Origin of the sequence: Kitasatospora sp. NPDC057692, assembly GCF_042799475.1 — a bacterium.
GTDB lineage: Bacteria > Actinomycetota > Actinomycetes > Streptomycetales > Streptomycetaceae > Kitasatospora.
In genome coordinates this window covers 1-25,935 of record NZ_JBHVIV010000009.1, presented here as the reverse complement: position 1 = coordinate 25,935, position 25,935 = coordinate 1, and the positions used below count along the sequence as shown (strand labels likewise).

Here is a 25,935-nt window from a genome sequence, read left to right as displayed (position 1 = left end):
GGGGGTTACCCGAGGCGCAGTGTCACCCGTTCGGACTCCACCCGCTTCTCCCACTGGTCGGCGTCGAGGCCGTCCGAGTTGCGGCAGAGCACCACTGACGCGCCGGCCGCCAACGGCGCCAGCAGACCGGCCTCCAGGCCCGCCCAGTCGTCGTAGGAGAGGGTGGACAGCACCCGGTCGCCGGGGCCCACCCCGAGCCGGGCGGCGCCCTCGCGGGCCAGCTGGACGGTCTGCTCCCCGGTCAGCTTCAGCGGCAGCCCGTCGACCGAGGTCTCCAGCGCCGGGGCGTCCGGGGCGACGGGGGAGTAGGGGGCGAACCGGTCGCCCTGGCCGGGCACCTCGGCCGCGTAGTCCAGGAAGCCGTCCGGGCGCTGCGGGAACCGCCCGCCGAGCGGTCGCAGGGCGAGCGCCACCCGCTCGCCCTCGCAGGCCTGGGCGGCCGCCAGGCCGTCCGGGCCGCTGACCACGAGGTCGGCGTCGGCCGGGTCTCCGGCCGGAACCGCCGCCACCCCGACGGACCAGCAGGCGAGCAGCCAGACGGCGCTCTGCCAGTGGGCCGGGAGGAGCAGCGCGGCGCGGTCGCCCGGCCCGGCGTTGAGCTCGTCCTGGAGCAGGTTGGCGGTCTTGGCGACCCAGTTGTCGAAGGTCCGGGCGGAGAGCTCGACGCGTTCGCCGCTGGCGTCGTCGTAGAAGGTGACCAGCGGGGCCGCGGGGTCGACTGAGGGAGTGCCACCTCGCAGGTAAGCGTGCAGCAGCTCGACGGGGGTGCGGGCATCGGCAGCGAAAGGCGAAGTCATGGTGCGCCCCAGCCTACGGCCTTCGGGTGGACGTCCGGGAGGGGTGGCCGAAGCGGCGCCGGGTGGCGTGGCGCGCAGGTCGAAATCCCGTGAACATCCGGTTTATGCGCATCCTTCCCCAGGGCCTCCGCGGCCGACCGACCGTCGTTCCCCGCGTGGCCCTCCCCGTCGTCCTGCTCGCCGTCTGCACCGCCGTCCTCCCGCTGTCCCCGGCCGCCGCCGAGTCCGGTCCGCCCTCCGCCGAGGCCTCGCCGCGGGCCGGGCTGCGGACCTCGGCGGGCGGCGGTTCCGTCACCTCGCTCGCGCTGGACGGCCCGCACCGGTCGGCCGCGGGACGCGTGCTGGCGCCGCGCACCACCGGGCGGTTCGAGCTGATCGGCGTCACCTGGGACGGCCCGGCGCACGCGTTCGCCGACGGCACCGTCCGGGTCCGCACCCGGGACGCGGCCACCGGCGCCTGGCGCGACTGGCAGCGGCTGGAGGCCGACGGCGAGGACGGACCGGACACCCCGGCCGCCGCCGGCGGTGCCCGGCGCGCGGGCACCGCCCCGCTGTGGACCGGCCCGAGCGACGGCGTGGCCGTCGAGGTGACGGCGGGTCCGGCCGGCCCGCCGCCCGGCCTGCGGGTCGAGCTGGTCGACCCGGGGCGCGGCGCCGGGTCCCCGGCCGCCCGGACCGGGCCCGCCGAACCGGCGGGCGGCGGGCGGCGCTCCGGCCACCAGGCCCCGCGCCCCGAGATCGTCACCCGGGCCGGCTGGGGCGCCGACGAGTCCATCCGCGCGTCCGACTTCGAGTACACCGGCCAGGTCCGGGCGGTCTTCGTCCACCACACCGCCACCGCCACCGCCTACGAGTGCGCCGACGCGCCCCGGGTGATCCGGGCGATCTACCAGTACCACGTGCAGAGCAACGGCTGGCGGGACATCGGCTACAACTTCCTGGTCGACCGCTGCGGCACCGTCTACGAGGGCCGGGCCGGCGGCACCGACCTGCCGGTGCAGGGCGCCCACACCCTCGGCTTCAACGCCGACTCGGCGGGCGTGGCGGCGATCGGCACCTACGTCGAGGACGCGCCCCCGCCGGCGCTGCTGACCGGCCTCGCCCGGATCTCCGCCTGGAAGCTCGGCCTCACCGGCCGGGACGCGGGCGGCCGGGTGAAGCTGGTCTCCAGCTCCAGCGCCAGCCGCTACCCGGCGGGCACCACCGTCTCCTTCGACGCCGTCTCCGGCCACCGCGACGGCTTCAGCACCGAGTGCCCCGGCGCCGCCCTCTACCCGGAGCTCCCCGGCATCCGCACCGAGGCGGCCCGCCTCCAGGGCCGCGCCGACACCGCCGCCACCCGCTAGCCACCGGTCTCACCCCGGCCCCGGTCCGCGGGCGACCAGTTCCCGCAGCTCGGCCGTCAGCGCCCGCGCGAGGTCGGGCCGCAGGTCGTAGCGGGCCGGGGTGTTCTGCCACAGGGCGATCCGCCAGCCCGCCCCCGCGTTGACCGCGATCACCGTCTGCACCGCGTTCAGCGCGGGGTCCAGGTCGTCCGCGTCGTCCGGCACCAGGCCGGCCACCGCGTCCAGCTGCGCCACCCCGGGGGCCAGCGCCCGGATCCGCCGCACCTTGGCGACGTACTCGGGCGTCGCGCGGTCGGCGAAGAGCCGCCCGAGTTCGGCGGCCACCACCGAGCGGCCGTCGTACCGGCTCCCGTCGAAGCCGATCACCTGGCCGTCCGGCGCGAACGGCCCGGCGAAGGCCGCGCCGTCCCGCTCGTTCCAGCCCTCCAGCACCCGGTGGTAGAGGGCCCGCACGGCACTCTCGTCACCCGGGGCCAACTCCGCCACCCGCGTATCGTTCATATCCCCATGGTCGGCGGACAGCGCAGGAGGTGCACGGTGGTGAGCGGGATCACGCGGACGGGCGCGCGCACGGGCGTGCCCGCCCCCAGGAGCGCCGGTTCCGCCCCCGGAACCGCGCGCCGCTGGAGGCCCGGCTTCCCGCTGGACGTGGCCCGCACCCTGCTCCCGCTGCGCCGCGGCCCGGGCGACCCGGCCTACCGGACCACCCCCGACGGCGCCGTCTGGCGCGCCTCCCGCACCCCGGCCGGCATCGGCACCCTGCGGGTGCTCGCCCGCCCCTCCGAGGGGGTCGTCGAGGCGGAGGCCTGGGGCCCGGCCGCCCCGTGGCTGCTGGACCGGCTGCCGGAGCTGCTCGGCGCCGGCGACGACCCGGCGGGCCTGGTCCTGCCGCCCGGCCCGCTGCGCGAGGCCCAGCGTGAGGTGGCCGGCGTGCGACTGGTCAGGACCGGCCTGGTCATGGAGTCCCTGGTGCCGGCGATCCTGGAGCAGAAGGTCACCACCGGCGAGGCCTACCGCGCCTGGCGCACCCTGCTGCGCGCCTTCGGCACCCCGGCGCCGGGTCCGGCCGAGGGCCTGCGGGTGGCACCCTCGGCCCGCGAGTGGTCACTGGTGCCGAGCTGGGACTGGCACCGCGCGGGCGTGGACCCGAAGCGCTCGGCGACGGTGCAGCGCGCCGTCCGCCTGGCGCCCCGCCTGGAGGAGGCCTCCGGGATGGACCACGAGGCGTCGTTCGCCCGCCTCACCGCCGTCCCGGGCATCGGCGTCTGGACGGCCGCCGAGACCCTCCAGCGCAGCAACGGCGACGCCGACGCCGTCTCGGTCGGCGACTTCCACCTGCCCAACATCGTCGGCTGGGCCCTGGCCGGCCGGGTCCGCAGCGACGACGCCCGGATGCTGGCCCTCCTGGAGCCCTACCGTCCCCACCGCCACCGCCTCTGCCGCCTGATCACCGCCACCGGCACCCACGCCCCCCGCTTCGGCCCCCGCCTCACCCCCAACGACCACCGCCACCACTGACCCGGAGACGGTGTACACCTTCAGCGGCGGAGGAACTGACCGCCAGGGAGGCCGAGCTCCACCGCAACGATCCCACGGTCAGCACGGCGGAGTTGCCGGCGGACCTCTTCGAGTCACCGCCGGGCACGACGGTCCCTACCGCCTGCGCGTGGGCGCCCACCGCGTGGTCTACGAGGTGCGGGGAGACCGGCTGGTCATCCTCGTGGTCACCGTCGGCAATCGCCGGGACGTGTACCGCCGGCTCTGAGCCCCCAGGGGCCCCTAGCGGACCTCGATGAAGGCGTCGGCGGGGCGGCCGGGGCGGGTGCGCGGGGGTTCGGCGGGGCGGCCGACGGCGATGGCGCCCATCGGGTCCCAGTGGCCGGGGAGGTCGAGGGCGGCGCGGACGGTGTCGCGGCAGAACATGGTGGAGGACACCCAGGCCGAGCCGTAGCCCTCGCCGGCCAGGGTGACCAGGAGGTTCTGCACGGCGGCGCCGATCGCGACGGTGAACATCTCCCGTTCGGCGGCGGCGCGGCGCCCGTCGGGGTAGTCGTGCGAGCCGTCCATCACCAGGCACGGCACCACCAGGTACGGGGCGGCCCGCAGGACGTCGCCGCGGGCGGTGCGGCGGGCGATCCTCGCCTCGTCCCAGCCGTCCAGCCCGGCGAGGTCGCGGCGCCAGGCGGCGAGCATCGCGTCCAGCAGCCGGGTCCGCACCTCGGGCGTCTCCAGCAGGACGAAGCGCCACGGGGTGGTGTGGTGCGGCGCGGGCGCGGTGACCGCGGCGGCGACGGCGCGCCGGACGGCCTGCGGGTCGACCGGCTCGGCGGTGAACGCGCGGATGGTGCGCCGCTGGGTGACGGCCTGCCGGACCGCCTCGGAGGTGCCGAGCCGGAACATGTCCTCGGCGGCGGGCCGGACCAGCGGCCGGGCGCCCTCGCCGTCCTCGGCGGTGACCAGGTGGCCGAGGCCGCGCACCACGGCGACCGGGGTGCCGGTGGCCTTGCCCTTCACCAGGTCGGCGGCGGCGGCCAGCTCGTCGGCGGTGGCGGTGACGGTCATGACCAGCGGGTTGCCGTGCGAGTCGGTGCGGCCCCGGTGGTCCTCGACGACGGGCAGCCCGGCGGCGCCGATCGCGACGTCGGTGAGCCCGTTGCGCCAGGGCCGGCCGAAGGTGTCGGTGACGACGACGGCGAGCCGGCGCCCGGTGAGCGCCTGGAGCCGGGCGCGCAGCGCGCGGGCCGAGGCGTCCGGGTCCTCGGGGAGCAGCAGCACGGTGCCGGGGGCGGTGTTCGAGGCGTCGACGCCGGCGGCGGCCATGACCAGGCCGTTGCGGTTCTCGACGATCCGGGTGCTGCCGCGGCGGGCGACCACCCGGACGGTCTCCGCGTCGATCGCGGCCTCCCGGTCGGCGGCCTCCAGCACCCGGCCCTCGGCCTTGCTGACCACCTTGGAGGTGATCAGCAGGATGTCGCCGTCCCGGTACTCGGCGGCCTTGGCGATCAGCCCGGCGAGGTCGGAGTCGGCGTCGATCTCGGGCAGCCCGCCGACGGGGAGGACCTGGAGGGTCATCCGCGCACCTGCTCGGCGAGCGCCAGCGCGGCCCGGGCCATCTCGGCGGTGGCGGGGACGTCGGTCATCAGCAGCGGGACGGCCCGGCAGGCGATCCCGCCGGCCTCGACGGCGGCGACGGCCGCCTCGTCGGCGGTGTCCACCAGCCACCCGTCGATCAGTTCGGAGCCGTAGTTCAGCGCGACCGCCTCGGCGGTGGCCTCGACGCCGACGGCGGCGAGCACCTTGTCGGCCATGCCGCGCACCGGGGCGCCGCCGATGATCGGGGAGAGCCCGACCACCGGGGCGGGCGCGGCGGCGACGGCGGCCCGGATGCCGGGCACGGCCAGGATGGTGCCGATCGAGACGACCGGGTTGGACGGCGGGAAGAGGATGACGTCGGCGGCGGCGACGGCCTCCAGCACCCCGGGCGCCGGCTTGGCGGTGTCCGCGCCGATCGGCACGATCGCCTCGGCGTCGACGGCGGCGTGCAGCTTGACCCAGTACTCCTGGAAGTGGATCGCCCGGGTGCCCTGGTCGTCGGTGATCCGGACATGGGTCTCGACCCGGTCGTCGCTCATCGGCAGCAGCCGCACCCCGGGCCGCCAGCGGACGCAGAGCGCCTCGGTGACCTGGCTGAGGGTGTAGCCGGCGGTGAGCATCTGGCTGCGCACGAGGTGGGTGGCGAAGTCGCGGTCGCCGAGCCCGAACCACTCGGGCCCGACTCCGTACTCCTTCATCTCGGCCTTGATGGACCAGGTCTCGTCGGTCCGGCCCCAGCCCTGCTCCTCGTGGATGCCGCCGCCGAGGGTGTACATGACGGTGTCGAGGTCGGGGCAGACCTTCAGCCCGAAGAGGTGGATGTCGTCACCGGTGTTGCCGATGACGGTGATCTCGTCCTCGGGACCGATGGCCTCCCGGAGTCCGCGCAGGAAACGCGCTCCGCCGATCCCGCCTGCCAGTGCCACGATGCGCATGCGCCCATCCTGCCACGCGCCGACGGGTCGTCAGCCCGGTCCTCGACAACCCGCCGCCGGGTCGAGGTCGAGGACCTAGCTGACCTCGGCGGACGTCTGCCGGTGCTGCTCTGGCACGGCCGCGGCGCCCCCGTACTGGTTCATCTCGGTCAGGCCGGGGCTGTAGAGGTGGATGGAGACGGCCGGTTCCAGCGAGCCGTTGACCACCTCGTGCAGGTAGCCGGCGGAGAACACCCGCTGGCCGCCGGGGCGCAGCGTCCGGGCGCCCTCCCCGGCGTGGGTCAGGGAGCGCTCGACGAGCTCGCCCTGCACCACGGCCATCACGCCGGAGGAGACGCCGTGGTCGTGGAGGCCGCTGCTCTGGCCGGGCAGCCAGCTGAGCAGCCAGACCTCGTAGCCGGGGCCGGTCTCCAGCCGGGCGTACCAGCGGGTGAGCGCGTCGTAGCGGACGAGCGGCTCCCAGCGGGAGCGGTCGGCGGCGATCTCGCGGACCAGCCGGGAGTGGTCGGCGACGGTCACGGGGTGCCCGGGCAGGTCGGTGCGGGCGAGGTGCGGGAAGGCCAGCGGGTCGCCGGCGATGGAGACGTCGCTGAGGCCGTCGGCCCACGGGTGCTCGCCGGGGCGGGCGGCCGGGGCGGGGGCGCCGGGCCGGGTGGCGGCGCGGCGGGAGAGCTTGCTGCGGTCGCGGTTCCGCTTGCGGATGCGGGTCATTCGCACGGGAGTCGTCCTCGGAAGGGCTGGGTCGTCAGGGGATCAGCCGGATCCGGGATGTCCTGGGGCGGGAATCGCGGGCGGCCTCTGTGCTTCCTGGGCGGCGCGCGGCGGGACGGCGGGCGCCTAGATACAGCGGCAGGAACAGAGGCGACAACAGGAGTTCACGGCACGGCGGAGGGCGGAACCGCTCCGGGGGCTGGCGAACTCTGACATGGAAGCAAGGACATCGCATCCGCGGGGGCGGTGTCAACTCGGAGAGAGCGGACATTCGGGTGAGATGGGCCACGAAGTACCCGATGGGGTGATAAATCACCCTCTATGTTTCGATGGGAAGATCGCCGGGAAGAGAGGCCGATGACCGGCCTGTGGCGGTGACTGCGCGTCACCCGGCCCCCGGTTGCGAAGGGTTCACCGGCCTTCGAGGGCAATCGGGCGGGAGGTCCGATGTGTCCGGTTATGTACACTATTCGTAACGGCTTGGTGCCGGGGAGTGAATCCTGGCCCCAATACCAGAGCTCGGCTTGACTGGGCCAGAGTGACGCAACTGTAATTTCACTCGTGTCGTCGGCCGCACGAGGCAACGGCAACCACGGGGACGCCAATAGGGGCAGAGGAGGCGCGCCACATGAGCGAGCTCTTTGAGCTGTTGATCGGTGACGGCATCGAGGAGGAAGAGGAACTCGGCTGGCAGGAGCGCGCGCTGTGCGCCCAGACCGACCCGGAATCCTTCTTCCCCGAGAAGGGCGGCTCCACGCGCGAGGCCAAGAAGGTCTGCCTCGCCTGCGAGGTCCGCTCCGAGTGCCTGGAGTACGCCCTGGCCAATGACGAGCGCTTCGGCATCTGGGGCGGCCTCTCCGAGCGCGAGCGCCGCCGGCTCAAGAAGAGCGCCGTCTGACCGGGGTGGACGCGTCCCCCGGATCCCCGGACCCCGGATCATCGAACAGCCGGCCCGCACGGACGACCTGCGACGAAGCGCCTCACCACCGGTGGTGAGGCGCTTCCGCGTTCCCGGACGGGCGGTGCGGACGGACACCGTGGACGGAGCCGTCATCGGGAGCCGTTAGTGTGGTGCGCCATCCGGTTGCCGTTCACCGGCTGTGTCCACCGAGAACTGGGGCCCGCGCACGCGATGACCGTCTTCAGCCACCAGAGCGGCTTCTCCTCCAGCAGGCCGCCCGCCTACCCGCGCCACCTGGTCACCGCCGTGATCGTCTCGCACGACGGCGCCCGCTGGCTGCCCCGGGCCCTCGCCGGCCTGCTCGGCCAGGACCGCCAGGTGCAGCGCGTCCTCGCCGTCGACACCGGCTCCACCGACGAGTCCCCGCGCCTGCTCGCCGAGACCCTCGCCGACTGGCTCCCGGAGAGCGGCCCGACCGTCCTCGGCCGCCGGGCCGGCTTCGGCACCGCGGTCGGCGAGGCGGTCTTCAACAGCCCCCCGCTGCGCCCCGAGGACCTGCCCTACCGGCTCGACCCCTCCGGCTACGACCCGGTCACCGGAGGCTGGGACGACTTCGGCGACCCGCTCGGCGAGCAGGACGACCTCGGCCGCGGCGGCCCCCGGGAGACCCAGCCGGTCGAGTGGCTCTGGCTGCTGCACGACGACTGCGAGCCGCAGACCGACGCGCTGCGCCGCCTGCTCCAGGTCGCCGACTCCACCCCCAGCGCCGCCGTGGTCGGCCCCAAGCTGCGCAGCTGGTACGACCGCCGGCAGCTGCTGGAGGTCGGTGTCAGCATCGCCCGCTCCGGCCGCCGCTGGACCGGGCTGGACCGGCGCGAGCAGGACCAGGGCCAGCACGACCAGGTCCGCCCGGTACTCGCCGTCTCCACCGCCGGCATGCTGGTGCGCCGCGACGTCTTCGAGGAGCTCGGCGGCTTCGACCGGGCGCTGCCGCTGATGCGCGACGACACCGACTTCTGCTGGCGGGTCAACGCCGCCGGCCACCGCGTCGTGGTCGCCCCGGACGCCGTGCTCCGGCACGCCGAGGCCGCCAGCCGCGAGCGCCGCGCCATCGACTGCGGCCCCGCCCACCCGCACCGGGTGGACAAGGCCGGCGCCGTCTACACCCTGCTCGCCAACTCCAAGGGCGCGCTCTTCCCCTACGTCCTGCTGCGGCTGGTGCTCGGCACCCTGCTGCGGGTGGTCGCCAACCTGCTCGGCAAGGACCCCAAGCAGGCCTTCGACGAACTCGCCGGCCTCGGCCACGAACTCGTCCGGCTGCCCCGGCTGATGGCCGCCCGCAAACGCCGCGCCCGCACCCGCGCCGCCGACGCCCTGGACGACCGCACGCTCTTCCCGGCGCCCGGTGCCACCGCCCGGCTCGCCGTCGAGGGCGCCATCGGCTCGCTCGGGATAGGGGGCGCCGACGACGCCGGCGGCCGGCACGGCGGCGTCGAGGCCGGCGGCGACGAGGACGCCGAGGACCTGGTCGTCGAGCAGTTCGCCCTGCTCAAGAAGCTCGTCCGGCGTCCCGCCCCGGTGCTGTTCGCGGCCCTGCTGGTGTTCGCGCTGGTCGCCTGCCGCGGCCTGCTCGGCGGCGACGCGCTGTTCGGCGGCGCCCTGCTGCCCGCCACCGACGGCGCGGCCGGGCTCTGGTCGGCGTACGCCGACGCCTGGCACCCCGTCGGCACCGGCTCCACGGCCGCCGCACCGCCCTACCTCGCGGTGCTGTCGATCCTCTCCTGGATGCTGTTCGACCACGCCGACCTCGCGGTCACCCTGCTGGTCGTCCTCGCCGTCCCGCTCTCCGCCGTCAGCGCCTACCTGGTCTCCCGGCCGCTGATCGACTCCAAGCTGGTCCGCGCCTGGGCCAGCGCCACCTACGCGCTGCTGCCCGCCGCCACCGGCGCGCTCGCCCAGGGCCGGATCGGCACCGCCGTCCTGGCCGTGCTGCTGCCGCCGCTGGCCCGCGCCGCCGCGATCACCGCCGGCCTCGGCATCCGGGACGAGAGCGCCGCCAAGGGCGCCCGCCCCGGCTGGCGCTCCGCCTGGATGACCGTCCTGCTGCTCACCCTGGCCACTGCCTTCGTCCCGCTGGTCTGGGCGCTGGCCGTCCCGCTCTGCCTGGCCATGCTGGTCACCGCGGTGGTCCGCGGCGGCGCCTTCGGCTCCGGTGCGACCGCGCTGCGGCTGCTCGGCCTGCGCGTCCTGGTGATCCTCGCGGTGCCGGTGGGCGTGCTCGCGCCCTGGTCGCTCCAGGTGCTCGCGCACCCGCAGCGGCTGCTGCTCGAAGCCGGCCTGCCCGGCCTGCACGGCGCCGGGCCGACCGCCACCGGACTGCTCCTGGTCAACCCGGGCGGCGCCGGTGTGCCGCCGGTCTGGCTCTCCGCCGGCGTGGTGCTCGCCGCGCTGGCCGCCCTGCTGCGCGCCGACCGCCGCCGCGCGGTGCTCGCCGCCTGGGGCGCCGCCGGTGCCGGGCTGCTCTTCGCCGTCGCGGTGGCCGGCACCTCGGTCACCCCGGCCTCCGGCGGCCCGGCCGTGCCCGCGTGGTCCGGCCCCGCCACCCTGCTGGCCGGCGTCGCCCTGCTGGCCGCCGCCGCGATCGGTGCCGACGGCGCCAACGCCCGCGTGGCCGGCATCGCCTTCGGCTGGCGCCAGCCGGTCGCCGCCCTGGTGGTGGCCGCCGCCGTGCTCGCCCCGCTGGGCACCGGCCTCTGGTGGGCCGTCACCGGCGCCGACGGTCCGCTGCACCGCGACCGCGGCGCCCAGGTGCCCGCGTTCATCGCCGAGCAGGCCGGCACCACCGACCGCTCCCGCACCCTGGTCGTCACCGGCGACCCGAAGGGCGGCTCGGTCGACTACACCGTGGTCCGCGGCGCCGGTCTGACGCTCGGCCAGGCCGAGTCCACCGTCGATCCCGCCACCGGCACCACGGCCGGCCTGGACCGCACGGTCGGCAGCCTGCTGGCCGGCTCCGGCGCCGACCAGGCGGGCGCGCTCTCCCGCTACGGCATCGCCTACGTGCTGGTCGACCAGCCGCTGATCGGCGCCTTCAAGGACGTCCTGGACACCACCCCCGGCCTGGTCAAGGCCAACCAGGACGGCGGCGCCGCGCTCTGGCAGGTCGACGGCACCCCCGCCACCCGCGCGCTGATCACCGCCCCGGGCACCGCCCCCGTGGTCGTCCCGTCCGGCGAGCGCGACGTCGACACCGCCGTGCCGGCCGGCCCCGAGGGCCGGGTGCTGCGACTGGCCGAGTCCGCCGCCCCGCAGTGGAAGGCCACCGTGAACGGCACCGCGCTGGAGCCGGTCACCGTCGACGGCTGGGCGCAGGGCTTCAAGCTCCCGGCGGGCGGCGGCAAGCTGCTCGTCACCCGCGAGGACGGCCTGCTGCACACCGGCTGGATCTGGGCCCAGCTGCTGCTCGGCCTGACCGTCCTGGTGCTGGCCCTGCCCGGCCGGCGCAACCACAAGGACGACGACCTGCCCGAGGGCGTGGTCGAGGCCGCCGCGCTGGCCGCCGCCGCCCAGGCGCAGGCCCCGGCCCCCGGCAGCCGCCGGGCCCGCCGGATGGCCGAGCGCGGCGAGGGCGCCGAGAGCGAGGCCCCGGAGGCCGACGAGCCGGAGAGCGGGGTGTACGAGGGCCGGCCGGGCACGATCCCGGCGCAGTCCGCCGGCGAGCCGGCGGCGGGGGCGGTCCAGGCGGCCGCCGCCGCGCAGGAGGCCGAGCCGTACACCGACCCGTACCAGACCTACCAGCAGGCCGACCCGTACAGCTACGACCCGTACGCCGCGCAGCAGCCGGTGGGCGCGCCGTACGGCGGCCAGGGGTACGGCGACGGCTACCAGCAGCAGGGCTACCAGCCGTACCCGGCGGAGCAGCAGTACGGCTACGACCAGTACCAGCAGATGGGCCAGCAGGCCGGCCAGCAGCCCTGGGTGCCCGGGCAGCAGCAGGCCGAGCCCTACTACGACCAGCCGGACCCGAACGAGCCCCACGACCCGAACGGCCCGCACGGCCCGGGCCGGTACCCGCACCACGGATCCGGGAGCTGACCCGCGATGAAGAAGCCCGCCTTCAGGAAGAAGTCCGGCGCGCCGGACACCGCCCCCGCGGCCGCGCCCGCGCCCGGCAGGGCCTCGGACGGCGCCCCCGCCCCGAAGGGCTCCTCGGTGGCGCGGACCACCAGGTCGCTGCTGGCCGCCGGCGTGGTGCTCGCGGCGGTGTTCGGCATCGCCGAACTCCGTCCGCCGGCCGCCCCGGCCCGCACCGGCGCGGCCACCGCCACCTCGGCGCAGGTCGAGCGGAGCACCGCGGTCTGCCCGCAGCCGCTCCAGGGCCTCACCGGCGCCACCACCCTCACCGCGTACACCCCGCCGGGGACGGGCACGGGCGAGGCCGCCGGCACCGGCTGGCTCTCCGACGCGGCCGCGCCCGCCACCCCGCCGGCCACCGCCGCCCCGAGCGCCGCGCCGGCGACCCCGGCCGCGACCGGCGCACCCGCGGCCCCGACCGCCGCGCCGGCGCCGGCCAAGGACACCGCACCCACCGACGCCCGGCTCACCCTGGCCAAGCCCGGCACCCCGGTGACCGGACCCGCCGCCAACGGCGACATCGCCCCCGGCACCGGGGCCGTCGCCACCGGCGCGCTCGCCCCCGGCTTCACCGTCACCCAGACCACCACCGTCACCGAGCAGCGCGGCCTCGGCCTGTCCGGGATCACCTGCACGCCGGCCGGCACCGGCTTCTGGTTCGTCGGCGCCTCCACCGCCGAGGGCCGCACCGACTACATCAGCCTGGTGAACACGGAATCCAGCGCCGCCGTGGTCGACCTCAAGCTCTACGGCGACAAGGGCCTGATCGAGAACGACGCCGCCAACAGCATCACCGTCGCCCCCGGCAGCTCGCAGTCGGTGCTGCTGCCCACCCTCAGCAAGGGCCAGGTCGCCGACCTCGCCGTGCACGTGGTCGCCCGCACCGGCCGGGTCGGCGCCGCGCTGCACGCCGCCGACGGCAGCAAGGGCGCCGACTGGGTGCCCGCCTCCGCCGACCCGGCGGCCGTCCAGGTGCTGCCCGGCCTGCCTGCCGACACCTCGGCCGCCCGCCTGGTCGTCTGGGCCCCGCCGGAGGACGACGCCGACCTGAAGATCGAGCTCTCCGGCAAGAACGGCTGGTTCACCCCGGCCGGCAACGAGTCCATCCACGTCAAGGCCGGCATGGTGGCCGCCGTCGACCTCGGCAAGGTGACCCGCGACGAGGTCGCCGGCCTGCGCGTGTCGCCCACCGACGACAAGCACCCCACCCCGGTGGTGGCCGGCCTGCGGATCGACCGGGCCGCCGCCAACGGCAAGTCCGACGCCGCCTGGCTGGCCGGCACCGTGCCGGTCGGCGCCCGCGCCACCGTCGCCGACAACCGGGGCGGCGGCGCGTCCACGCTCTTCCTCACCTCCACCGGCGAGGCCGCCACCGTCCGGGTCACCTCCTCGGCCGGCACCGGCGGCGGCACCCCCGCCACCCAGGAGGTCCAGCTGCCGGCCGGCGGCACCGTCGCCCTCCCCGCGCCCGAGCCCGCCGGACTGAACGGAGGCTTCGCGCTCACCGTGGAGACCGTCACCGGAGGCCCGGTGGCCGCCGCCCGGATGCTCTCGATCCCCGCCAAGGACGTGCCGATGTTCACCGTCCAGGCGCTGCGCGACGACCGGTCCAGCGTCAAGGTCCCGAAGGCCGCCCAGGCCCCGGGCGTGGTCCTGCGCTGAGCACCGGAACACCGGAGGGGCCGCACCCGGTCACGGGCGCGGCCCCTCCGCCGTTCCCGGCTCAGTCCTCGTCGTACCGCGGGTCGATGGCGTCGGGGGAGAGCCCCAGCAGCTCCGCCACCTGCTCGATCAGGATCTCGTGCACCAGCGCCGCGCGGTCCTCCCGCGACTTCGCCCGGATCTCCACCGGCCGCCGGTACACCACGATCTGGCTCTTGCGCCCCTTCCGGCCGGGCGAGACCCGGCCCAGCGGCACCCCGCCGTCCGGATCGGCGCCGTCCGGCTCGTGCAGCGGCACCTCCTGCACGGCGAACTCCACCTCGATCAGCTGCGGCCAGCGCCGCTCCAGCCGCTCCACCGACTCGCGCACGTAGTCGTCGAACAACTCGGAGCGGGTGAGCGAGATCGGGACCTGCGGCGGCGCGAGCGGGCCGCGCAGACCCCGGCCGTGCCGGTCACGGTGCCGCGGGCGGCGCGAGGGACCCGTCGATGACTGCGGTGCGGAGCTGTCCATATCACTGCCGAGAGTAGTCCTTGGACGCCCGGAAGTGGACCACCCCGGCAGCTGTTCGCCCGGGGCGAGCGGAGCACCGCGACGGCGCGCGGACGGCGACACGGCACACCCTCCGGACAGGCGGTCTTCGCTCCCCGGCGGGGAGTGCTGTACCGTCCACCCTCGTGAGCTCTGTACGTCGTTGTTCGCGGACCGCGTGCGGCCGTCCGGCCGTCGCGACGCTGACGTACGTCTACGCGGACTCCACCGCCGTCCTCGGGCCGCTCGCCACCTACGCCGAGCCGCACTGCTACGACCTGTGCGCCCAGCACGCCGAGCGCCTCACCGCCCCGCGCGGCTGGGAGGTGGTCCGGCTCGTCGCCGAGGCCGGTCCGCTGCGCCGCAGCAGCGACGACCTGGAGGCGCTCGCCAACGCCGTCCGCGAGGCCGCCCGCCCGCAGACCCCGCGTCAGGGCCGGGCCCCCGAGGGCGAGTCCACCGAGGGCGGCCGCCGCGGCCACCTCCGGGTGCTCCGCTCGCCCGACAACTGACCCGCCCCCCGGCCCGGGTCCCGCTCCCGCCCCCGCACGAACCGTTCCGCCCGCCCGGGTACGCTGCCCCCCTGTACCGGTCAGCGGCCGCCGCCGTGCCCGGACGTATCGTGACCACGGGCGATCAGCCCGCCGGCCAGGGCGCCGGCGCGTTCGCCGATCAGACACAGAACCAGGGTGGAGCCGCAGTGCGCGACCTCAAGCAGCTCGTGAAGGCGTACGACGTACGGGGCGTCGTCCCGGACCAGTGGGACGAGAGCCTCGCCCGCGCCTTCGGCGCCGCGTTCGTGCAGGTGACCGGCGCGACCGCGATCGTGGTCGGCCACGACATGCGGCCCTCCTCCCCGTCGCTGACGCTGGCCTTCGCCGAGGGCGCGGCCGGCCACGGCGCCGACGTCGTGCAGATCGGCCTCTGCTCGACCGACCAGCTGTACTACGCCAGCGGCGCGTTCGACCTGCCCGGCGCGATGTTCACCGCCAGCCACAACCCGGCCCAGTACAACGGCATCAAGCTCTGCCGGGCCGGCGCCGCCCCGGTCGGCCAGGACACCGGCCTCGCCGAGATCCGCGAGCTGGTCGAGTCCTGGACCGCCGAGGACGACACCGTCACCGTCCCGGCGCGCGACGTCCGCCCGGGCACCCTCTCCGAGCGGGAGACCCTGCGCGGCTACGCCGACCACCTGCTCGGGCTGGTCGACCTCGCCGCGATCCGCCCGCTCAAGGTCGTCGTCGACGCCGGCAACGGCATGGGCGGGCACACCGTGCCCACCGTCTTCGACGGCCTGCCGGTCGAGCTCGTCCCGATGTACTTCGAGCTGGACGGCACCTTCCCCAACCACGAGGCCAACCCGCTCGACCCGAAGAACCTGGTCGACCTCCAGGCGAAGGTCCGCGAGGTCGGCGCCGACCTCGGCCTCGCCTTCGACGGCGACGCCGACCGCTGCTTCGTCGTCGACGAGCGCGGCGAGCCGGTCTCCCCGTCGGCCATCACCGCCCTGGTCGCCGCCCGCGAGATCGCCCGCGCCAAGGCCGCCGGCGAGGCCGAGCCGACCATCATCCACAACCTGATCACCTCCTGGACCGTCCCCGAGGTGGTCCGCGAGCTCGGCGGCACCCCGGTGCGCACCCGCGTCGGCCACTCCTTCATCAAGCAGGAGATGGCCGTCACCGACGCCGTCTTCGGCGGTGAGCACTCCGCGCACTACTACTTCCGCGACTTCTGGCGCGCCGACACCGGCATGCTCGCCGCGCTGCACGTGCTGGCCGCCCTCGGCGGGCAGCGGGGCACCCTCTCCGAGCTGACCGCCGAGTACGACCGGTACGCCGCCTCCGGCGAGATCAACAGCACCGTCGCCGACCAGGCCGGCCGCACCGCCGCCGTGCGCGCCGCCTTCGCCGTCGAGGGCACCACCGTCGACGAGCTGGACGGCCTCACCGTGGCCGGGGCCGACTGGTGGTTCAACCTGCGCGCCTCCAACACCGAGCCGCTGCTGCGCCTGAACGTCGAGGCCAAGGACCCGGCGAAGATGGCCGAGCTGCGCGACGGCGTGCTGGCGGTCGTCCGCGCCTGACGTACGGCCCCGCTGCCCCGGCCGGTAGGGTTTCCTCTCGGCCGGGGCACCGCCGTGCCCGCCCGCCGCAACCCCCGTAGCGAGACCGGAGACCGAACGCCATGAAGCTCGAATCCTTCCTGCTGGAGATCCTGGTCTGCCCGCAGTGCCGGGCCGCGCTCACCGAGGGCGGCACCGAGGAGCAGCCCGAGCTGCTCTGCACCGGCGAGGGCTGCGGTCTGATCTACCCGGTGCGCGACGGCATCCCGGTCCTGCTGGTGGACGAGGCCCGCCGCCCGGCCTGATCCTGGAGGGGCGGCCCGCCCGGGCCCGCCCCGCCCCGCCCCGCGCCCGCCGTCCGCCGTCCGCCGTCCGCCGTCCGCCGTCCTCAGCGCCCAGCCACCAGCCGGAGGCCCGCCGCATGCTCGACGACACCCTGCTCGACGACCCGGCCGCCCTCCAGCGCGCCGACCACGACCGCGCCCTGCTCGCCCTCGCCGGCTCCGGCGCCCGGGTCCGCACCGCCCTGCGGCTCGCCGAGGCCGCGGGGCTGGACCGGCTGCGCCCCGACGGCCGCCCCCGCGCCGTCCTGGTCGCCGGGCACGGCAGCGCGCTGACCGCCGGCGAGATGCTGGCCGCCCTGGCCGGCACCGCGAGCCTGGTCGCCCCGCTGCCGCCCACCGACGCCGCGCCCGTCCCGCGCCCGGACCGGGCCACCGCCCCCGCCGCCTTCACCGCGGGCCTGGCCTGGCAGCTCCCCGGCTGGGCGGGCCCGCTCGACCTGCTGGTGATCAGCTCCGCCGGCGGCGGCGAGCGGGGCCTGGTCGCGCTCGCCGAACAGGCCTACGCGCGCGGCTGCGCGATCGTCGTCACCGCCCCCGAGGGCAGCCCGCTCGCCGAGGCCGCCCAGCAGGTCCGCGCCCTGCCGCTGCCCTTCGTGCCGTCCGCCGTCGAGCCCACCGAGCCCGGTGCGCCCGGCGACGGCGCCCCGGCGGCCGGGTACGGGGCCGAGCCCGACCTGCCCGCCGAGGACCCGGCCGCGCTCTGGGCCCACCTCGCGCCGCTGCTCGCGCTCACCCAGAAGCTCGGCGTCACCCAGCTGGCCTACGACGCGCTGCCGCTCACCGCCGACCTGCTGGACGCCACCGCCGTCCGCTGCCGGCCGGACGCCGCCGCGTACACCAACCCGGCGAAGGGGCTGGCCGCCCGGCTGGCCGGCACCGTCCCGCTGCTCTGGGCCGAGGGACCGGTGGCCGGCGCGGCCGCCGTCCGGTTCGCCGCCCAGCTCGCCGACCGGGCCGGCCGCCCCGCCCTGGCGGGCCTGCTGCCGCAGGTGCTCACCGCGCACCGCGGCATGTTCACCGGGCAACTCGGCGCGGGCGCCGACCCCGACGACTTCTTCCGCGACCGGGTCGAGGAGCCGGACCCGCTGCACCTCCAGGTGCTGCTGCTGCGGCAGGTCGCGGGCCCGCCGTCCGGGTCCGGCGAGCCGGCCGGCCCGGGGGAGCAGGACGACGGCCCCGCCGAGGTGCCGGCCGACGACTCGGGCCCGCGCAGCTTCGGCGCCACCCGGGCGCACCGGCTCGCCGCCGCCCACGGCGTCCGGCTCACCGAGTACGCCAGCCACCGCGCCGACCCGCTGCACGCGCTGGCCGATCTGGTGGCGCTCACCGACTTCGCCGCCGTCTACCTGGGGCTCGCCGCCGCGCAGTCCTGAGCCACCGTCCGGAGCGGCGGCCGGGCGGCCCGGTACCGTATGCGGTCGACGACGACCGGGGACACCGGACGACCGGCAACGGGCCGCGCGGACGGCCCCCGACGGAGGGACCTTCCGAGCATGAGTACCGAAGGCGGTACCAGGGCACTGGTCGCGGCGCTGACCGCGAACCTGGGCATCGCGGTGAGCAAGTTCGTGGCCTTCGCCTTCTCCGGCTCCTCCTCGATGCTCGCCGAGGGCGTCCACTCGGTCGCGGACTCCGGCAACCAGGTGCTGCTGCTGGTCGGCGGCAAGCGGGCGCAGCGGGCCGCCACCGCCGAGCACCCGTTCGGCTACGGGCGCGAGCGGTACATCTACGCCTTCCTGGTGTCGATCGTGCTGTTCAGCCTCGGCGGCATGTTCGCGCTCTACGAGGGCTACGAGAAGATCGCCCACCCGCACGAGCTGGACAACTGGTACTGGCCGGTGGGCGTGCTGGTGTTCGCCATCGCGCTGGAGGGCTGGTCCTTCCTCACCGCGTTCCGCGAGGCCCGCAAGGACAAGGGGACGCACGGCTGGTCCGCCTACATCCGCCGGGCCAAGGCGCCGGAGCTGCCGGTCGTGCTGCTGGAGGACAGCGGTGCGCTGATCGGCCTGGTGCTGGCGCTGTTCGGCGTCGGGCTGACCGCGATCACCGGGGACGGCGTCTGGGACGGCGTCGGCACCCTCTGCATCGGGCTGCTGCTGGTCGCCATCGCGTTCGTGCTGGCGGTCGAGACCCGCTCGCTGCTGCTCGGCGAGTCGGCCCACCCCGAGGTGGTGGGCCGGATCCGCGACGCGCTGGTGGACCACGACTCCGTGGACCGGGTCATCCACATGCGCACCCTGCACCTCGGTCCGGAGGAGCTGCTGGTCGCCGCCAAGATCGCCGTCCCGGCCGACTCGACGGCCGCCGAGGTCGCCGCGGCCATCGACGCCGCCGAGGTGCGGATCCGGCGGGCGGTGCCGATCGCCCGGGTCATCTACCTGGAGCCGGACATCTACAGCGCCGAGAAGGAGGCGGCGGGCGACGACCCGTACGCCACGCCCGGCGGACCGGTCCCCGGCGGCGCGCACTGAGGGGCCCGGGCGCCCCGGGCGGGAGGCCGAAAACGGCCGTAGCGGGGCCGCCGTCCGGGGCCGTCGGTGTAGATTCGTCCCCAGAGCCAGAACGTCGCTGCTGATGGCGGTCGATCGGCGGGCGGCCCCCGAGGGGGCGCGCACCGGTCGAGGGAGAGAGGTCCTCCGACGGTTTGTGCCGAGCAACAGGGCATCCGTGCCGCGCCGGTGACCGGTTCGCGGGCCGGGCGCCCTGGCGTTGCCGCGCACCCGGGCGGCCCGCCGTGTTGTGACGCACCCCAGGACCTTGGCCACGCCCCACCCGTCACACGAGGAGCAGACGCATGTCGACCGACATCACCGGTGATTTCAAGGTCGCCGACCTTTCCCTGGCCCCCTTCGGCCGCAAGGAGATCCAGCTCGCCGAGCACGAGATGCCCGGCCTGATGGCGATCCGCGCCGAGTACGCCGAGTCGAAGCCGCTGGCCGGCGCCCGGATCACCGGCTCGCTGCACATGACCGTGCAGACCGCCGTGCTCATCGAGACCCTCACCGCCCTGGGCGCCGAGGTCCGCTGGTGCTCCTGCAACATCTTCTCGACCCAGGACCACGCCGCCGCGGCCATCGCCGTCGGCCCGGAGGGCACCCCGGAGAACCCGCAGGGCGTGCCGGTCTTCGCCTGGAAGGGCGAGACCCTGGACGAGTACTGGTGGTGCACCGAGCAGGCGCTGACCTGGCCGGGCGGCAAGACCCCGAACATGATCCTCGACGACGGCGGCGACGCCACCCTGCTGATCCACAAGGGCGTCGAGTTCGAGAAGGCCGGCGCCGCGCCGGACCCGTCGACCGCCGACAACGACGAGTTCCGCATCATCCTGGAGCTGCTCAACCGCACGCTCGTGGAGACCCCGAACAAGTGGACCGAGGTCGCCGCCACCATCAAGGGCGTCACCGAGGAGACCACCACCGGTGTCCACCGCCTCTACGAGATGCACCGCGACGGCAAGCTGCTGTTCCCGGCGATCAACGTCAACGACTCGGTCACCAAGTCGAAGTTCGACAACAAGTACGGCTGCCGCCACTCGCTGATCGACGGCATCAACCGCGCCACCGACGTCCTGATCGGCGGCAAGGTCGCGGTCGTCTGCGGCTACGGCGACGTCGGCAAGGGCTGCGCCGAGTCGCTGCGCGGCCAGGGCGCCCGGGTCATCGTCACCGAGATCGACCCGATCTGCGCGCTGCAGGCCGCGATGGACGGCTACCAGGTCGCCACCCTGGAGGACGTCGTCGAGAGCGCCGACATCTTCATCACCACCACCGGCAACAAGGACATCATCCTGGCCTCCCACATGGAGCGGATGAAGCACCAGGCCATCGTCGGCAACATCGGCCACTTCGACAACGAGATCGACATGGCCGGCCTCGCGAAGCTCCCGGGCGTCGTGAAGACCGAGGTCAAGCCGCAGGTCCACGAGTGGCGCAAGGCCGACGGCCGCACCATCATCGTGCTGTCCGAGGGCCGCCTGCTGAACCTGGGCAACGCGACCGGCCACCCGTCGTTCGTGATGTCCAACTCCTTCGCCAACCAGACGATCGCCCAGATCGAGCTGTTCACGAAGACCGAGCAGTACCCGATCGGCGTCTACGTCCTGCCGAAGCACCTGGACGAGAAGGTCGCCCGCCTGCACCTCGACGCGCTGGGCGTGAAGCTGACCACCCTCACCCAGGAGCAGGCCGACTACATCGGCGTCCCGGTCGAGGGCCCGTTCAAGCCGGAGCAGTACCGCTACTGATGCGGTGACGGTCCGATCCGACGGCACGGTGGCCGGCGCCCCCTCCCCTGTGGAGGGCGCCGGCCACCGTGGGTTCGGGGGCGGACCGGGTCTCAGCGGATGACGTCAGCGGATGACGTCGGTGGTCCAGTCGGCCGGGTCGGTGCCCAGCCCGGTCACGCGGTCCAGCCAGCCCTGGAGGCCGCCGGCCGCGGCGAACGGCTCCTCACCCTGGGGCGAGTGCACGCACAGCCGCAGTCCCCGCTGGCTCTTGCAGAGGCCGGGCGGCGCTTCCGCGCCCTGGTCGGGAGTGAACGGCGGATCGCGCTCGACATCGGGACGGGCGACGACGCTGATGTAGTTCTGGCCCAGTTTGTAGGTGAGGGATGCCGTCCACGGGAGGCCCGAGGCGGCTTCGAGGCCCAGGTTGAAGTCCGCACCGTACGGCTCGTAGTCCGCGGGGACGTTCTCGACGGTGAACGGCAGGGCCGCGGCCTGCTGTCCGGCGCGCACGCCCTTCGCGATGCGGGGCAGCAACTCCTCCACGGGGAAGGAGTCCATGTAGATGGTGGTCAGTTCGGCCCACCGGCCGTCGGGTGCGTGGAACCGGAGGATGCGCTGGCCGCCGTCGGCGGCCGGGGTGCCGGGCCGGGGGTCCAGCCAGTACATGGGCTTCCCGTTCACCGACGCGGTGGCGCGCGGTTCCCTGGACTGGACCACGGGCGGCTGCTCGCCCGGTGCGTAGACGTCCAGGAAGACCGCCGGGCGGCGGACCTCGTCGATGGCCGGGCCGAAGGCCTTGATGCCCATCCGCCCCTTGGTCGGGTGGGAGTGGTAGGTGAGCTGGTCGAAGCCCTTGGGGAGCCAGCCGAAGGCCGCGCTGGCCGCCATCGGGTCGCGGCCGGTGTCCGGACCGTAGCGGGGGAGCGCGGGCGGGCCGTCGGGGATGGACGTGGCCGGGATGCCCGGGTTGCCGAACGGCAGCACGGTGCCGACGAGCGAGATGCCGAGGACCGCCGCCGCCACCGCGACCAGCGCCCCGGCCCGGCGGCGCCGCAGCCGGGACCTGCCGGTGCGGATCGCCCAGGCGGTGTCCAGGCGGCTCGCGGGTGCGGGCGCGTCGGCGAGGGCGGTGAGCCGGGCGGCCAGGTGGGTTCCGTACTGGTCGGTGTCGGCGTCGGTGCGGTCGTGGGTGCGGTCGTTCATGACTCGGTTCCTTCTGCTTCTGCCGGTACCGGGATCCGGAAGGTGTCGAGCTCGTGGGACTCCTCCTCCTGGTCCCTCCTCCGGCCGAGGGAACGGCGCAGTGCGTCGAGGCCCCGGGACGACTGGCTCTTGACGTTGCCCGAGGAGCACTCCAGCGCGGCGGCGGTCTGCTCGACCGTCAGGTCGCAGTAGTAGCGGAGCACCACCGTGGCCCGTTGGCGGGGCGGCAGCGCGGCCAGTGCGCGGTGCAGGTCGACCGAGGCGTCCACGTCCAGCGCGGCGGCGGTCTGTTCGGGGAGCGTCCCGGTGCCGCGCCGGGAGGTCCACCGCCACCAGGGGGAGCGCTGTTCGGCCAGGAAGGTGTTCAGCAGGACGGTCCGGGCGTAGCCGTCCAGGTTCTCCACCCCGGAGAGCCGGCCCCAGTGGACGTACAGCTTGGTGACGGCCTCCTGGACGAGGTCGTCCGCGCGATGCCAGTCGCCGCACAGCAGGTAGGCCACCTTGCGGAGCCACGGCGCCCGAGCCGCGACGAACTCCGTGAACTCGGCGTCGCGGTTCTGCTTCGCCATGGATGAACGCTCCTTCTCTGAGGCGCCGCAGCCGCGGCGTTCACCTCCCTGATGCGGCCCGCGCGCGGGAGGTTGCACGGACGTCCGAGCTGCCCGGTCCCGCCCGGACGTAGGCTTTCGGGCATGCCCAACGGCCGGTACTCGCTCCACGACACCCATGACCACGTCCTGCTCGGCGAGGAGCGGTTCAGCTGCGCGCCCGGCCCGGCCGGCTGGCGGTACGTCTCCAAGACGTACGCGCCGGACGGCCGCGTCCTCGGCACGGTGGACCTCACCCTCGACGCGCGGGCGCGGCCGCTGCGGATGGAACTGCGGACCGGCGGCTGGCAGGTCCGCGGCGGCGCCGTCGACGGGGTCGCCTGGGTGCGGGCCGACGCGGCCGACCCGGCCGGCGAGCAGGCGGTGGAGGGGCACGACCGGGCCCACGGCTTCGCCGGGCGCTCGCCCGGCTTCCTGGTCGCCACCGCGCGGATGCTGCGGCTGCGGGAGGGGGCGAGCGCGCGGGTGCGGCTGGTCGCCTTCACCGAGCCGGTGCTGGCGCCGCGCACCTTCGACCAGGGCTGGCTGCTGGAGGGGGTCGAGACGCACGGGACGGACTCGGGGCCGCTGGTCGTCGAGCGGTACCAGGTGGCGGATCTGGAGACGGGCGAGCAGCAGGTGGTGCACCTGGCGGGGGACGTGGTGCTGGCGGCGGACGGGGTCGAGCTGGAGGAGCTGGAGTCACCGCCGAACCCCTGGCCGGCCGAGTTCGGCTACGGCGAGGGCCTCGGGGGCTGAGCGTCGGGCCGCCGGGGCGGGGCGGGCCCGGCGTCGGGCGGGTGGCGGTCAGGCGGGCGGGGCGAAGCCGGTGCCGGGGGCGGTCGGAGGAGTCGGCGGGGCCGGAGGAGCCGACGGGGCGGGGGGAGCGGCCGGGGTGCCCGGCGGGGACGGCGCCCAGGCCTGCTGCTGCTGGGCCTGGACATGGGCCTGGGCCTGAGCGTGGGCCTGCTGCTGGGCCGCGTACCCCTGGGCCCGGCTCCACTCGCGCCGCTGGCGCTCGGTGAGCACCGCGCCCAGGTACGCCGCCGGGTGCACCCCGTACGGCACCGGGTGGCCGGTGCGGGCCACCAGGTCGTCCGCGAGCCGGGCGGACATCTGGTGGGCGACGGCCTGGTCCAGCTCGCCGATCCGCCCGAGGAACTGCCGGACGGCCAGCCAGAGCGGCTCCGGCACGGCGGAGAGGTCCAGCGCGACCAGCTCGCCGCCGATCGCCTGCAACAGCTGCGGGTTCACCGGCGGCAGCGCGATCGCCCCGCCGCTCCCGCCGGGCACCCGCTCGCGGACCACCAGCGTGCCCGCGAAGACGTCGCCCAGCCGCTTGCCGTCCGAGGACACCACGGAGCAGACCACCGCCGGCACCCCGAACAGGACGATGATCTCCAGGAAGCCGACCAGCCCGCGCACCAGCGAGTGCCGGAAGCGCACCGGCCCGCCGTCGCTGCGCACCACCCGGAGCCCCAGCGCGGCCTTCCCGAGCGAGCGTCCGCGGGTCAGCGTCTCGATCATGACCGGGAGCGCCACGAGGAAGAAGACGGTCAGCCCGATCGTCACGGCGGCGACCGCCGCGCCGTCCAGGTCCACCAGGACCAGGCTCAGCAGCAGGGTCGTCGCCACCAGTCCGGCGATCTGCACGGTGAGGTCCAGTGCGATCGCCAGCCCCCGGCTCGGAAGCTTCGCCGCGCGCAGGCCGAGGACGACCGCCTCGCCCGTCACCAGGTCGCTCAAGACACCCGTCCGTTCCCGTCGGTGGTACGCGGTCCGTGGGCGGGGAATCCGGCGGATCGGCCCCCACGATCCCGTGATCTGCTGCCGTCAACATACGGGGCTGCGGAGCCCGTCGGGAAGGGAGGTCCCGGCGCCCGCCGCACCCTTCCGCCCTGGCATGCTGGGCCCACCTGTCCGCACCGCCCGACCCTCGCGCCCCGCGCCGACCATGGAGCCGCCGCATGGACCTGGACGTCTTCGTCGCCACCCACCAGGGGGAGTGGGCCCGGCTGGACGCCCTCGCCAGGAAGCGGCGCCTGACCGGTGAGGAGGCCGACGAACTCGTCGCCCTCTACCAGCGCGCCACCGGGCACCTGGCCAAGGTCCAGGCCGCGGCACCCGACCCGACCCTCGAAGGCCGGCTCACCAGCCTGGTCTCGCGCGCCCGCGACGCGGTCACCGGCAGCCGGACCAGCGGCTGGCGGGACGTCGCGCGCTACTACACGGTGAGCTTCCCGGCCGCGCTCTACCGCTCGCGCCGCTGGTGGATCCCGGTCGCGGTGCTCTCGCTGCTCGCCACCGCACTGGTCGCCTGGTGGGTCGCCGCCCACCCCGAGGTCCGCAACAGCCTGGCCGCACCGGCCGAGCTCCGCGAGATGACCAGGCCCGGCGGCGCGTACGAGACCTACTACTCCGACCGTCCGGCGAGCTCCTTCGCCGCCCAGGTCTGGACGAACAACGCCTGGATCGCCGTGCAGTGCCTGCTCTACGGGGTGGTGCTCGGCCTCCCGGTGCTGTGGGTGCTGTGGAGCAACGTCCTCAACCTCGGCCTCGGCGTCGGGCTGATGGCGTCCGCGGGGCGCCTCGACATCTTCCTCGGCCTGCTCATCCCGCACGGCCTGCTGGAGCTGACCGCCGTCTTCGTCGCCGGCGGCCTGGGGCTGCGGCTCGGCTGGACGATCATCGACCCCGGCCCGCGCACCCGCGCCACCGCGCTCGCGGAACAGGGCCGCTCGATCATCGGCATGGGAATCGGCCTGGCGACGGTGCTGGCGGTGTCGGGAGTCCTGGAGGCGTTCGTGACCCCGTCCGGCCTGCCCACCTGGGCCCGGATCACCATCGGGGCGGTCGCGGAGGCCGCGTTCCTCTTCTACGCGCTGGTGTTGGGCCGCAAGGCCGCCGCAGCCGGGGAAACCGGTGACCTGGACGCGGCCGACCGGGCGGACCTACAGCCGGTCGCGGCCTGAGCCGATGTGATCAACAGGCCCTTGACCTGCTACTCTTCTCGCATCCCGGTTAAACCATTGACGTGGTAGAGGCGGGCTAGTAGGTTTGAACGGTTGGGACCGACTGGACAACGGTCGGGCTCGGGCGTTAGTGTCTACGACACCGCCGAGTCGAGGCGAGTGTGCTTCAACGAATGCACACCCTCTCCGACAAGGTAAATCCCGGAACTGAGCACACCGAAAGCTTTGATAGGCTTCGGAGCGAAGTTGAAGGAAATCCCCCCAGTGGGAATCGGATGAATGAAACTCCGGAAAACGGAGCGGAAAACATCTGGTAAGCTGGAAACACGAAAGAATGAAGCGCCCGGAGGGCCGGTGTGAAAGCCGCCTGATGGAAGCGTCCGTTCCTTGAGAACTCAACAGCGTGCCAAAAGTCAACGCCAGATATGTTG

Annotated in this window: 23 protein-coding genes; 14 read left to right on the top strand and 9 right to left on the bottom strand. The window is 75.0% G+C overall.

Going from position 1 to position 25,935, the window contains the following annotated elements; genetic code table 11:
* Nucleotides 1–5: 5 nt before the first annotated feature.
* On the bottom strand, nucleotides 6–797 hold the full coding sequence (locus tag ACFVFS_RS07775) for a TIGR03089 family protein (RefSeq protein ID WP_380621301.1): 792 nt from the start codon (nucleotides 795–797) through the stop codon (nucleotides 6–8).
* Between the two features lie 155 nt (nucleotides 798–952).
* Between ACFVFS_RS07775 and ACFVFS_RS07770 the strand changes: the two genes are divergently transcribed.
* On the top strand, nucleotides 953–2,143 hold the full coding sequence (locus ACFVFS_RS07770; protein WP_380621299.1) for a peptidoglycan recognition protein: 1,191 nt from the start codon (nucleotides 953–955) through the stop codon (nucleotides 2,141–2,143).
* A gap of 9 nt (nucleotides 2,144–2,152) precedes the next feature.
* Here ACFVFS_RS07770 and ACFVFS_RS07765 read toward each other — a convergent pair whose 3' ends face one another.
* Nucleotides 2,153–2,644, bottom strand: coding sequence for an SgcJ/EcaC family oxidoreductase (locus ACFVFS_RS07765; RefSeq protein WP_380621297.1), 492 nt, complete (start codon nucleotides 2,642–2,644; stop codon nucleotides 2,153–2,155).
* 6 nt (nucleotides 2,645–2,650) lie between these two features.
* On the opposite strand from ACFVFS_RS07765, the gene ACFVFS_RS07760 reads away from it, so the two are divergent.
* Nucleotides 2,651–3,661 (top strand): DNA-3-methyladenine glycosylase family protein, encoded by a 1,011-nt coding sequence (locus ACFVFS_RS07760; protein WP_380621295.1) that lies wholly within the window; start codon nucleotides 2,651–2,653, stop codon nucleotides 3,659–3,661.
* A gap of 10 nt (nucleotides 3,662–3,671) precedes the next feature.
* Nucleotides 3,672–3,908, top strand: a complete 237-nt coding sequence (locus tag ACFVFS_RS07755; RefSeq protein WP_380621293.1) for a type II toxin-antitoxin system RelE/ParE family toxin — start codon at nucleotides 3,672–3,674, stop codon at nucleotides 3,906–3,908.
* A 14-nt stretch (nucleotides 3,909–3,922) separates the two neighbouring features.
* Here ACFVFS_RS07755 and ACFVFS_RS07750 read toward each other — a convergent pair whose 3' ends face one another.
* The 3 genes from ACFVFS_RS07750 to ACFVFS_RS07740 form a co-directional block, all read right to left on the bottom strand.
* Nucleotides 3,923–5,215 (bottom strand): coenzyme F420-0:L-glutamate ligase, encoded by a 1,293-nt coding sequence (locus ACFVFS_RS07750; protein ID WP_380621291.1) that lies wholly within the window; start codon nucleotides 5,213–5,215, stop codon nucleotides 3,923–3,925.
* Nucleotides 5,212–6,171, bottom strand: a complete 960-nt coding sequence (cofD, locus tag ACFVFS_RS07745; RefSeq protein WP_376098338.1) for a 2-phospho-L-lactate transferase — start codon at nucleotides 6,169–6,171, stop codon at nucleotides 5,212–5,214. Before cofD ends, ACFVFS_RS07750 begins: the two co-directional genes overlap by 4 nt.
* A gap of 75 nt (nucleotides 6,172–6,246) precedes the next feature.
* Nucleotides 6,247–6,882 carry a cysteine dioxygenase gene (locus tag ACFVFS_RS07740; protein ID WP_380621517.1) on the bottom strand — a complete coding sequence of 212 codons (636 nt, stop codon included), beginning with the start codon at nucleotides 6,880–6,882 and terminating at the stop codon, nucleotides 6,247–6,249.
* A 628-nt stretch (nucleotides 6,883–7,510) separates the two neighbouring features.
* On the opposite strand from ACFVFS_RS07740, the gene ACFVFS_RS07735 reads away from it, so the two are divergent.
* From ACFVFS_RS07735 to ACFVFS_RS07725, 3 genes are all read left to right on the top strand, one after another.
* Nucleotides 7,511–7,780 carry a WhiB family transcriptional regulator gene (locus tag ACFVFS_RS07735; protein ID WP_030310813.1) on the top strand — a complete coding sequence of 90 codons (270 nt, stop codon included), beginning with the start codon at nucleotides 7,511–7,513 and terminating at the stop codon, nucleotides 7,778–7,780.
* A gap of 234 nt (nucleotides 7,781–8,014) precedes the next feature.
* Nucleotides 8,015–11,878, top strand: a complete 3,864-nt coding sequence (locus ACFVFS_RS07730; protein ID WP_380621289.1) for a glycosyltransferase — start codon at nucleotides 8,015–8,017, stop codon at nucleotides 11,876–11,878.
* 6 nt (nucleotides 11,879–11,884) lie between these two features.
* Nucleotides 11,885–13,579: a DUF5719 family protein gene (locus ACFVFS_RS07725; RefSeq protein ID WP_380621287.1), complete on the top strand. Its 1,695-nt coding sequence runs from the start codon at nucleotides 11,885–11,887 to the stop codon at nucleotides 13,577–13,579.
* Nucleotides 13,580–13,640: 61 nt separating this feature from the next.
* Here the strand turns inward: ACFVFS_RS07725 and ACFVFS_RS07720 are convergent, their stop codons facing one another.
* Nucleotides 13,641–14,093 carry a metallopeptidase family protein gene (locus ACFVFS_RS07720; protein WP_380621285.1) on the bottom strand — a complete coding sequence of 151 codons (453 nt, stop codon included), beginning with the start codon at nucleotides 14,091–14,093 and terminating at the stop codon, nucleotides 13,641–13,643.
* A 164-nt stretch (nucleotides 14,094–14,257) separates the two neighbouring features.
* Here ACFVFS_RS07720 and ACFVFS_RS07715 point away from each other — a divergent pair, with 164 nt between their 5' ends.
* The 6 genes from ACFVFS_RS07715 to ahcY all read left to right on the top strand — a co-directional run bounded on the left by ACFVFS_RS07715 (nucleotide 14,258) and on the right by ahcY (nucleotide 20,760).
* On the top strand, nucleotides 14,258–14,623 hold the full coding sequence (locus ACFVFS_RS07715; RefSeq protein ID WP_380621283.1) for a DUF3499 domain-containing protein: 366 nt from the start codon (nucleotides 14,258–14,260) through the stop codon (nucleotides 14,621–14,623).
* A 188-nt stretch (nucleotides 14,624–14,811) separates the two neighbouring features.
* Entirely contained in the window at nucleotides 14,812–16,194 is a 1,383-nt protein-coding gene (locus tag ACFVFS_RS07710; RefSeq protein WP_380621281.1) for a phosphomannomutase/phosphoglucomutase, read from the top strand.
* A 101-nt stretch (nucleotides 16,195–16,295) separates the two neighbouring features.
* Nucleotides 16,296–16,478, top strand: coding sequence for a Trm112 family protein (locus ACFVFS_RS07705; RefSeq protein ID WP_376098326.1), 183 nt, complete (start codon nucleotides 16,296–16,298; stop codon nucleotides 16,476–16,478).
* A 116-nt stretch (nucleotides 16,479–16,594) separates the two neighbouring features.
* Nucleotides 16,595–17,890 (top strand): SIS domain-containing protein, encoded by a 1,296-nt coding sequence (locus ACFVFS_RS07700; RefSeq protein ID WP_380621278.1) that lies wholly within the window; start codon nucleotides 16,595–16,597, stop codon nucleotides 17,888–17,890.
* A 120-nt stretch (nucleotides 17,891–18,010) separates the two neighbouring features.
* The gene (locus ACFVFS_RS07695; protein WP_380621276.1) at nucleotides 18,011–18,988 is read left to right on the top strand and encodes a cation diffusion facilitator family transporter; all 978 of its coding nucleotides are present in this window, start codon (nucleotides 18,011–18,013) and stop codon (nucleotides 18,986–18,988) included.
* 323 nt (nucleotides 18,989–19,311) lie between these two features.
* Entirely contained in the window at nucleotides 19,312–20,760 is a 1,449-nt protein-coding gene (gene ahcY / locus ACFVFS_RS07690; protein WP_380621274.1) for an adenosylhomocysteinase, read from the top strand.
* A gap of 105 nt (nucleotides 20,761–20,865) precedes the next feature.
* Here ahcY and ACFVFS_RS07685 read toward each other — a convergent pair whose 3' ends face one another.
* Nucleotides 20,866–21,945, bottom strand: a complete 1,080-nt coding sequence (locus ACFVFS_RS07685) for a hypothetical protein (protein ID WP_380621272.1) — start codon at nucleotides 21,943–21,945, stop codon at nucleotides 20,866–20,868.
* Nucleotides 21,942–22,514, bottom strand: coding sequence for a SigE family RNA polymerase sigma factor (locus tag ACFVFS_RS07680; RefSeq protein ID WP_380621270.1), 573 nt, complete (start codon nucleotides 22,512–22,514; stop codon nucleotides 21,942–21,944). The genes ACFVFS_RS07685 and ACFVFS_RS07680 overlap by 4 nt, the downstream gene beginning before the upstream one ends.
* Before the next feature lie 123 nt (nucleotides 22,515–22,637).
* On the opposite strand from ACFVFS_RS07680, the gene ACFVFS_RS07675 reads away from it, so the two are divergent.
* Nucleotides 22,638–23,291: a hypothetical protein gene (locus ACFVFS_RS07675; RefSeq protein WP_380621268.1), complete on the top strand. Its 654-nt coding sequence runs from the start codon at nucleotides 22,638–22,640 to the stop codon at nucleotides 23,289–23,291.
* A 48-nt stretch (nucleotides 23,292–23,339) separates the two neighbouring features.
* On the opposite strand, the gene ACFVFS_RS07670 is transcribed toward ACFVFS_RS07675, so the two are convergent.
* A complete protein-coding gene (locus tag ACFVFS_RS07670) occupies nucleotides 23,340–24,278 on the bottom strand; it encodes an RDD family protein (RefSeq protein WP_380621266.1) in 939 nt (312 codons plus the stop codon).
* Nucleotides 24,279–24,499: 221 nt separating this feature from the next.
* On the opposite strand from ACFVFS_RS07670, the gene ACFVFS_RS07665 reads away from it, so the two are divergent.
* Nucleotides 24,500–25,504: a stage II sporulation protein M gene (locus tag ACFVFS_RS07665; protein WP_380621265.1), complete on the top strand. Its 1,005-nt coding sequence runs from the start codon at nucleotides 24,500–24,502 to the stop codon at nucleotides 25,502–25,504.
* Nucleotides 25,505–25,935 lie beyond the last annotated feature (431 nt).

What these genes read in the sequence shown, in the direction of transcription:
- ACFVFS_RS07775 (WP_380621301.1), bottom strand. Translation starts at nt 797, where the DNA reads ATGACTTCGCCTTTCGCTGCCGATGCCCGCACCCCCGTCGAGCTGCTG.
- ACFVFS_RS07765 (WP_380621297.1), bottom strand. Translation starts at nt 2,644, where the DNA reads ATGAACGATACGCGGGTGGCGGAGTTGGCCCCGGGTGACGAGAGTGCC.
- ACFVFS_RS07760 (WP_380621295.1), top strand. Translation starts at nt 2,651, where the DNA reads ATGGTCGGCGGACAGCGCAGGAGGTGCACGGTGGTGAGCGGGATCACG.
- ACFVFS_RS07750 (WP_380621291.1), bottom strand. Translation starts at nt 5,215, where the DNA reads ATGACCCTCCAGGTCCTCCCCGTCGGCGGGCTGCCCGAGATCGACGCC.
- cofD (WP_376098338.1), bottom strand. Translation starts at nt 6,171, where the DNA reads ATGCGCATCGTGGCACTGGCAGGCGGGATCGGCGGAGCGCGTTTCCTG.
- ACFVFS_RS07740 (WP_380621517.1), bottom strand. Translation starts at nt 6,882, where the DNA reads ATGACCCGCATCCGCAAGCGGAACCGCGACCGCAGCAAGCTCTCCCGC.
- ACFVFS_RS07735 (WP_030310813.1), top strand. Translation starts at nt 7,511, where the DNA reads ATGAGCGAGCTCTTTGAGCTGTTGATCGGTGACGGCATCGAGGAGGAA.
- ACFVFS_RS07730 (WP_380621289.1), top strand. Translation starts at nt 8,015, where the DNA reads ATGACCGTCTTCAGCCACCAGAGCGGCTTCTCCTCCAGCAGGCCGCCC.
- ACFVFS_RS07725 (WP_380621287.1), top strand. Translation starts at nt 11,885, where the DNA reads ATGAAGAAGCCCGCCTTCAGGAAGAAGTCCGGCGCGCCGGACACCGCC.
- ACFVFS_RS07720 (WP_380621285.1), bottom strand. Translation starts at nt 14,093, where the DNA reads ATGGACAGCTCCGCACCGCAGTCATCGACGGGTCCCTCGCGCCGCCCG.
- ACFVFS_RS07705 (WP_376098326.1), top strand. Translation starts at nt 16,296, where the DNA reads ATGAAGCTCGAATCCTTCCTGCTGGAGATCCTGGTCTGCCCGCAGTGC.
- ACFVFS_RS07700 (WP_380621278.1), top strand. Translation starts at nt 16,595, where the DNA reads ATGCTCGACGACACCCTGCTCGACGACCCGGCCGCCCTCCAGCGCGCC.
- ACFVFS_RS07695 (WP_380621276.1), top strand. Translation starts at nt 18,011, where the DNA reads ATGAGTACCGAAGGCGGTACCAGGGCACTGGTCGCGGCGCTGACCGCG.
- ahcY (WP_380621274.1), top strand. Translation starts at nt 19,312, where the DNA reads ATGTCGACCGACATCACCGGTGATTTCAAGGTCGCCGACCTTTCCCTG.
- ACFVFS_RS07685 (WP_380621272.1), bottom strand. Translation starts at nt 21,945, where the DNA reads ATGAACGACCGCACCCACGACCGCACCGACGCCGACACCGACCAGTAC.
- ACFVFS_RS07680 (WP_380621270.1), bottom strand. Translation starts at nt 22,514, where the DNA reads ATGGCGAAGCAGAACCGCGACGCCGAGTTCACGGAGTTCGTCGCGGCT.
- ACFVFS_RS07675 (WP_380621268.1), top strand. Translation starts at nt 22,638, where the DNA reads ATGCCCAACGGCCGGTACTCGCTCCACGACACCCATGACCACGTCCTG.
- ACFVFS_RS07665 (WP_380621265.1), top strand. Translation starts at nt 24,500, where the DNA reads ATGGACCTGGACGTCTTCGTCGCCACCCACCAGGGGGAGTGGGCCCGG.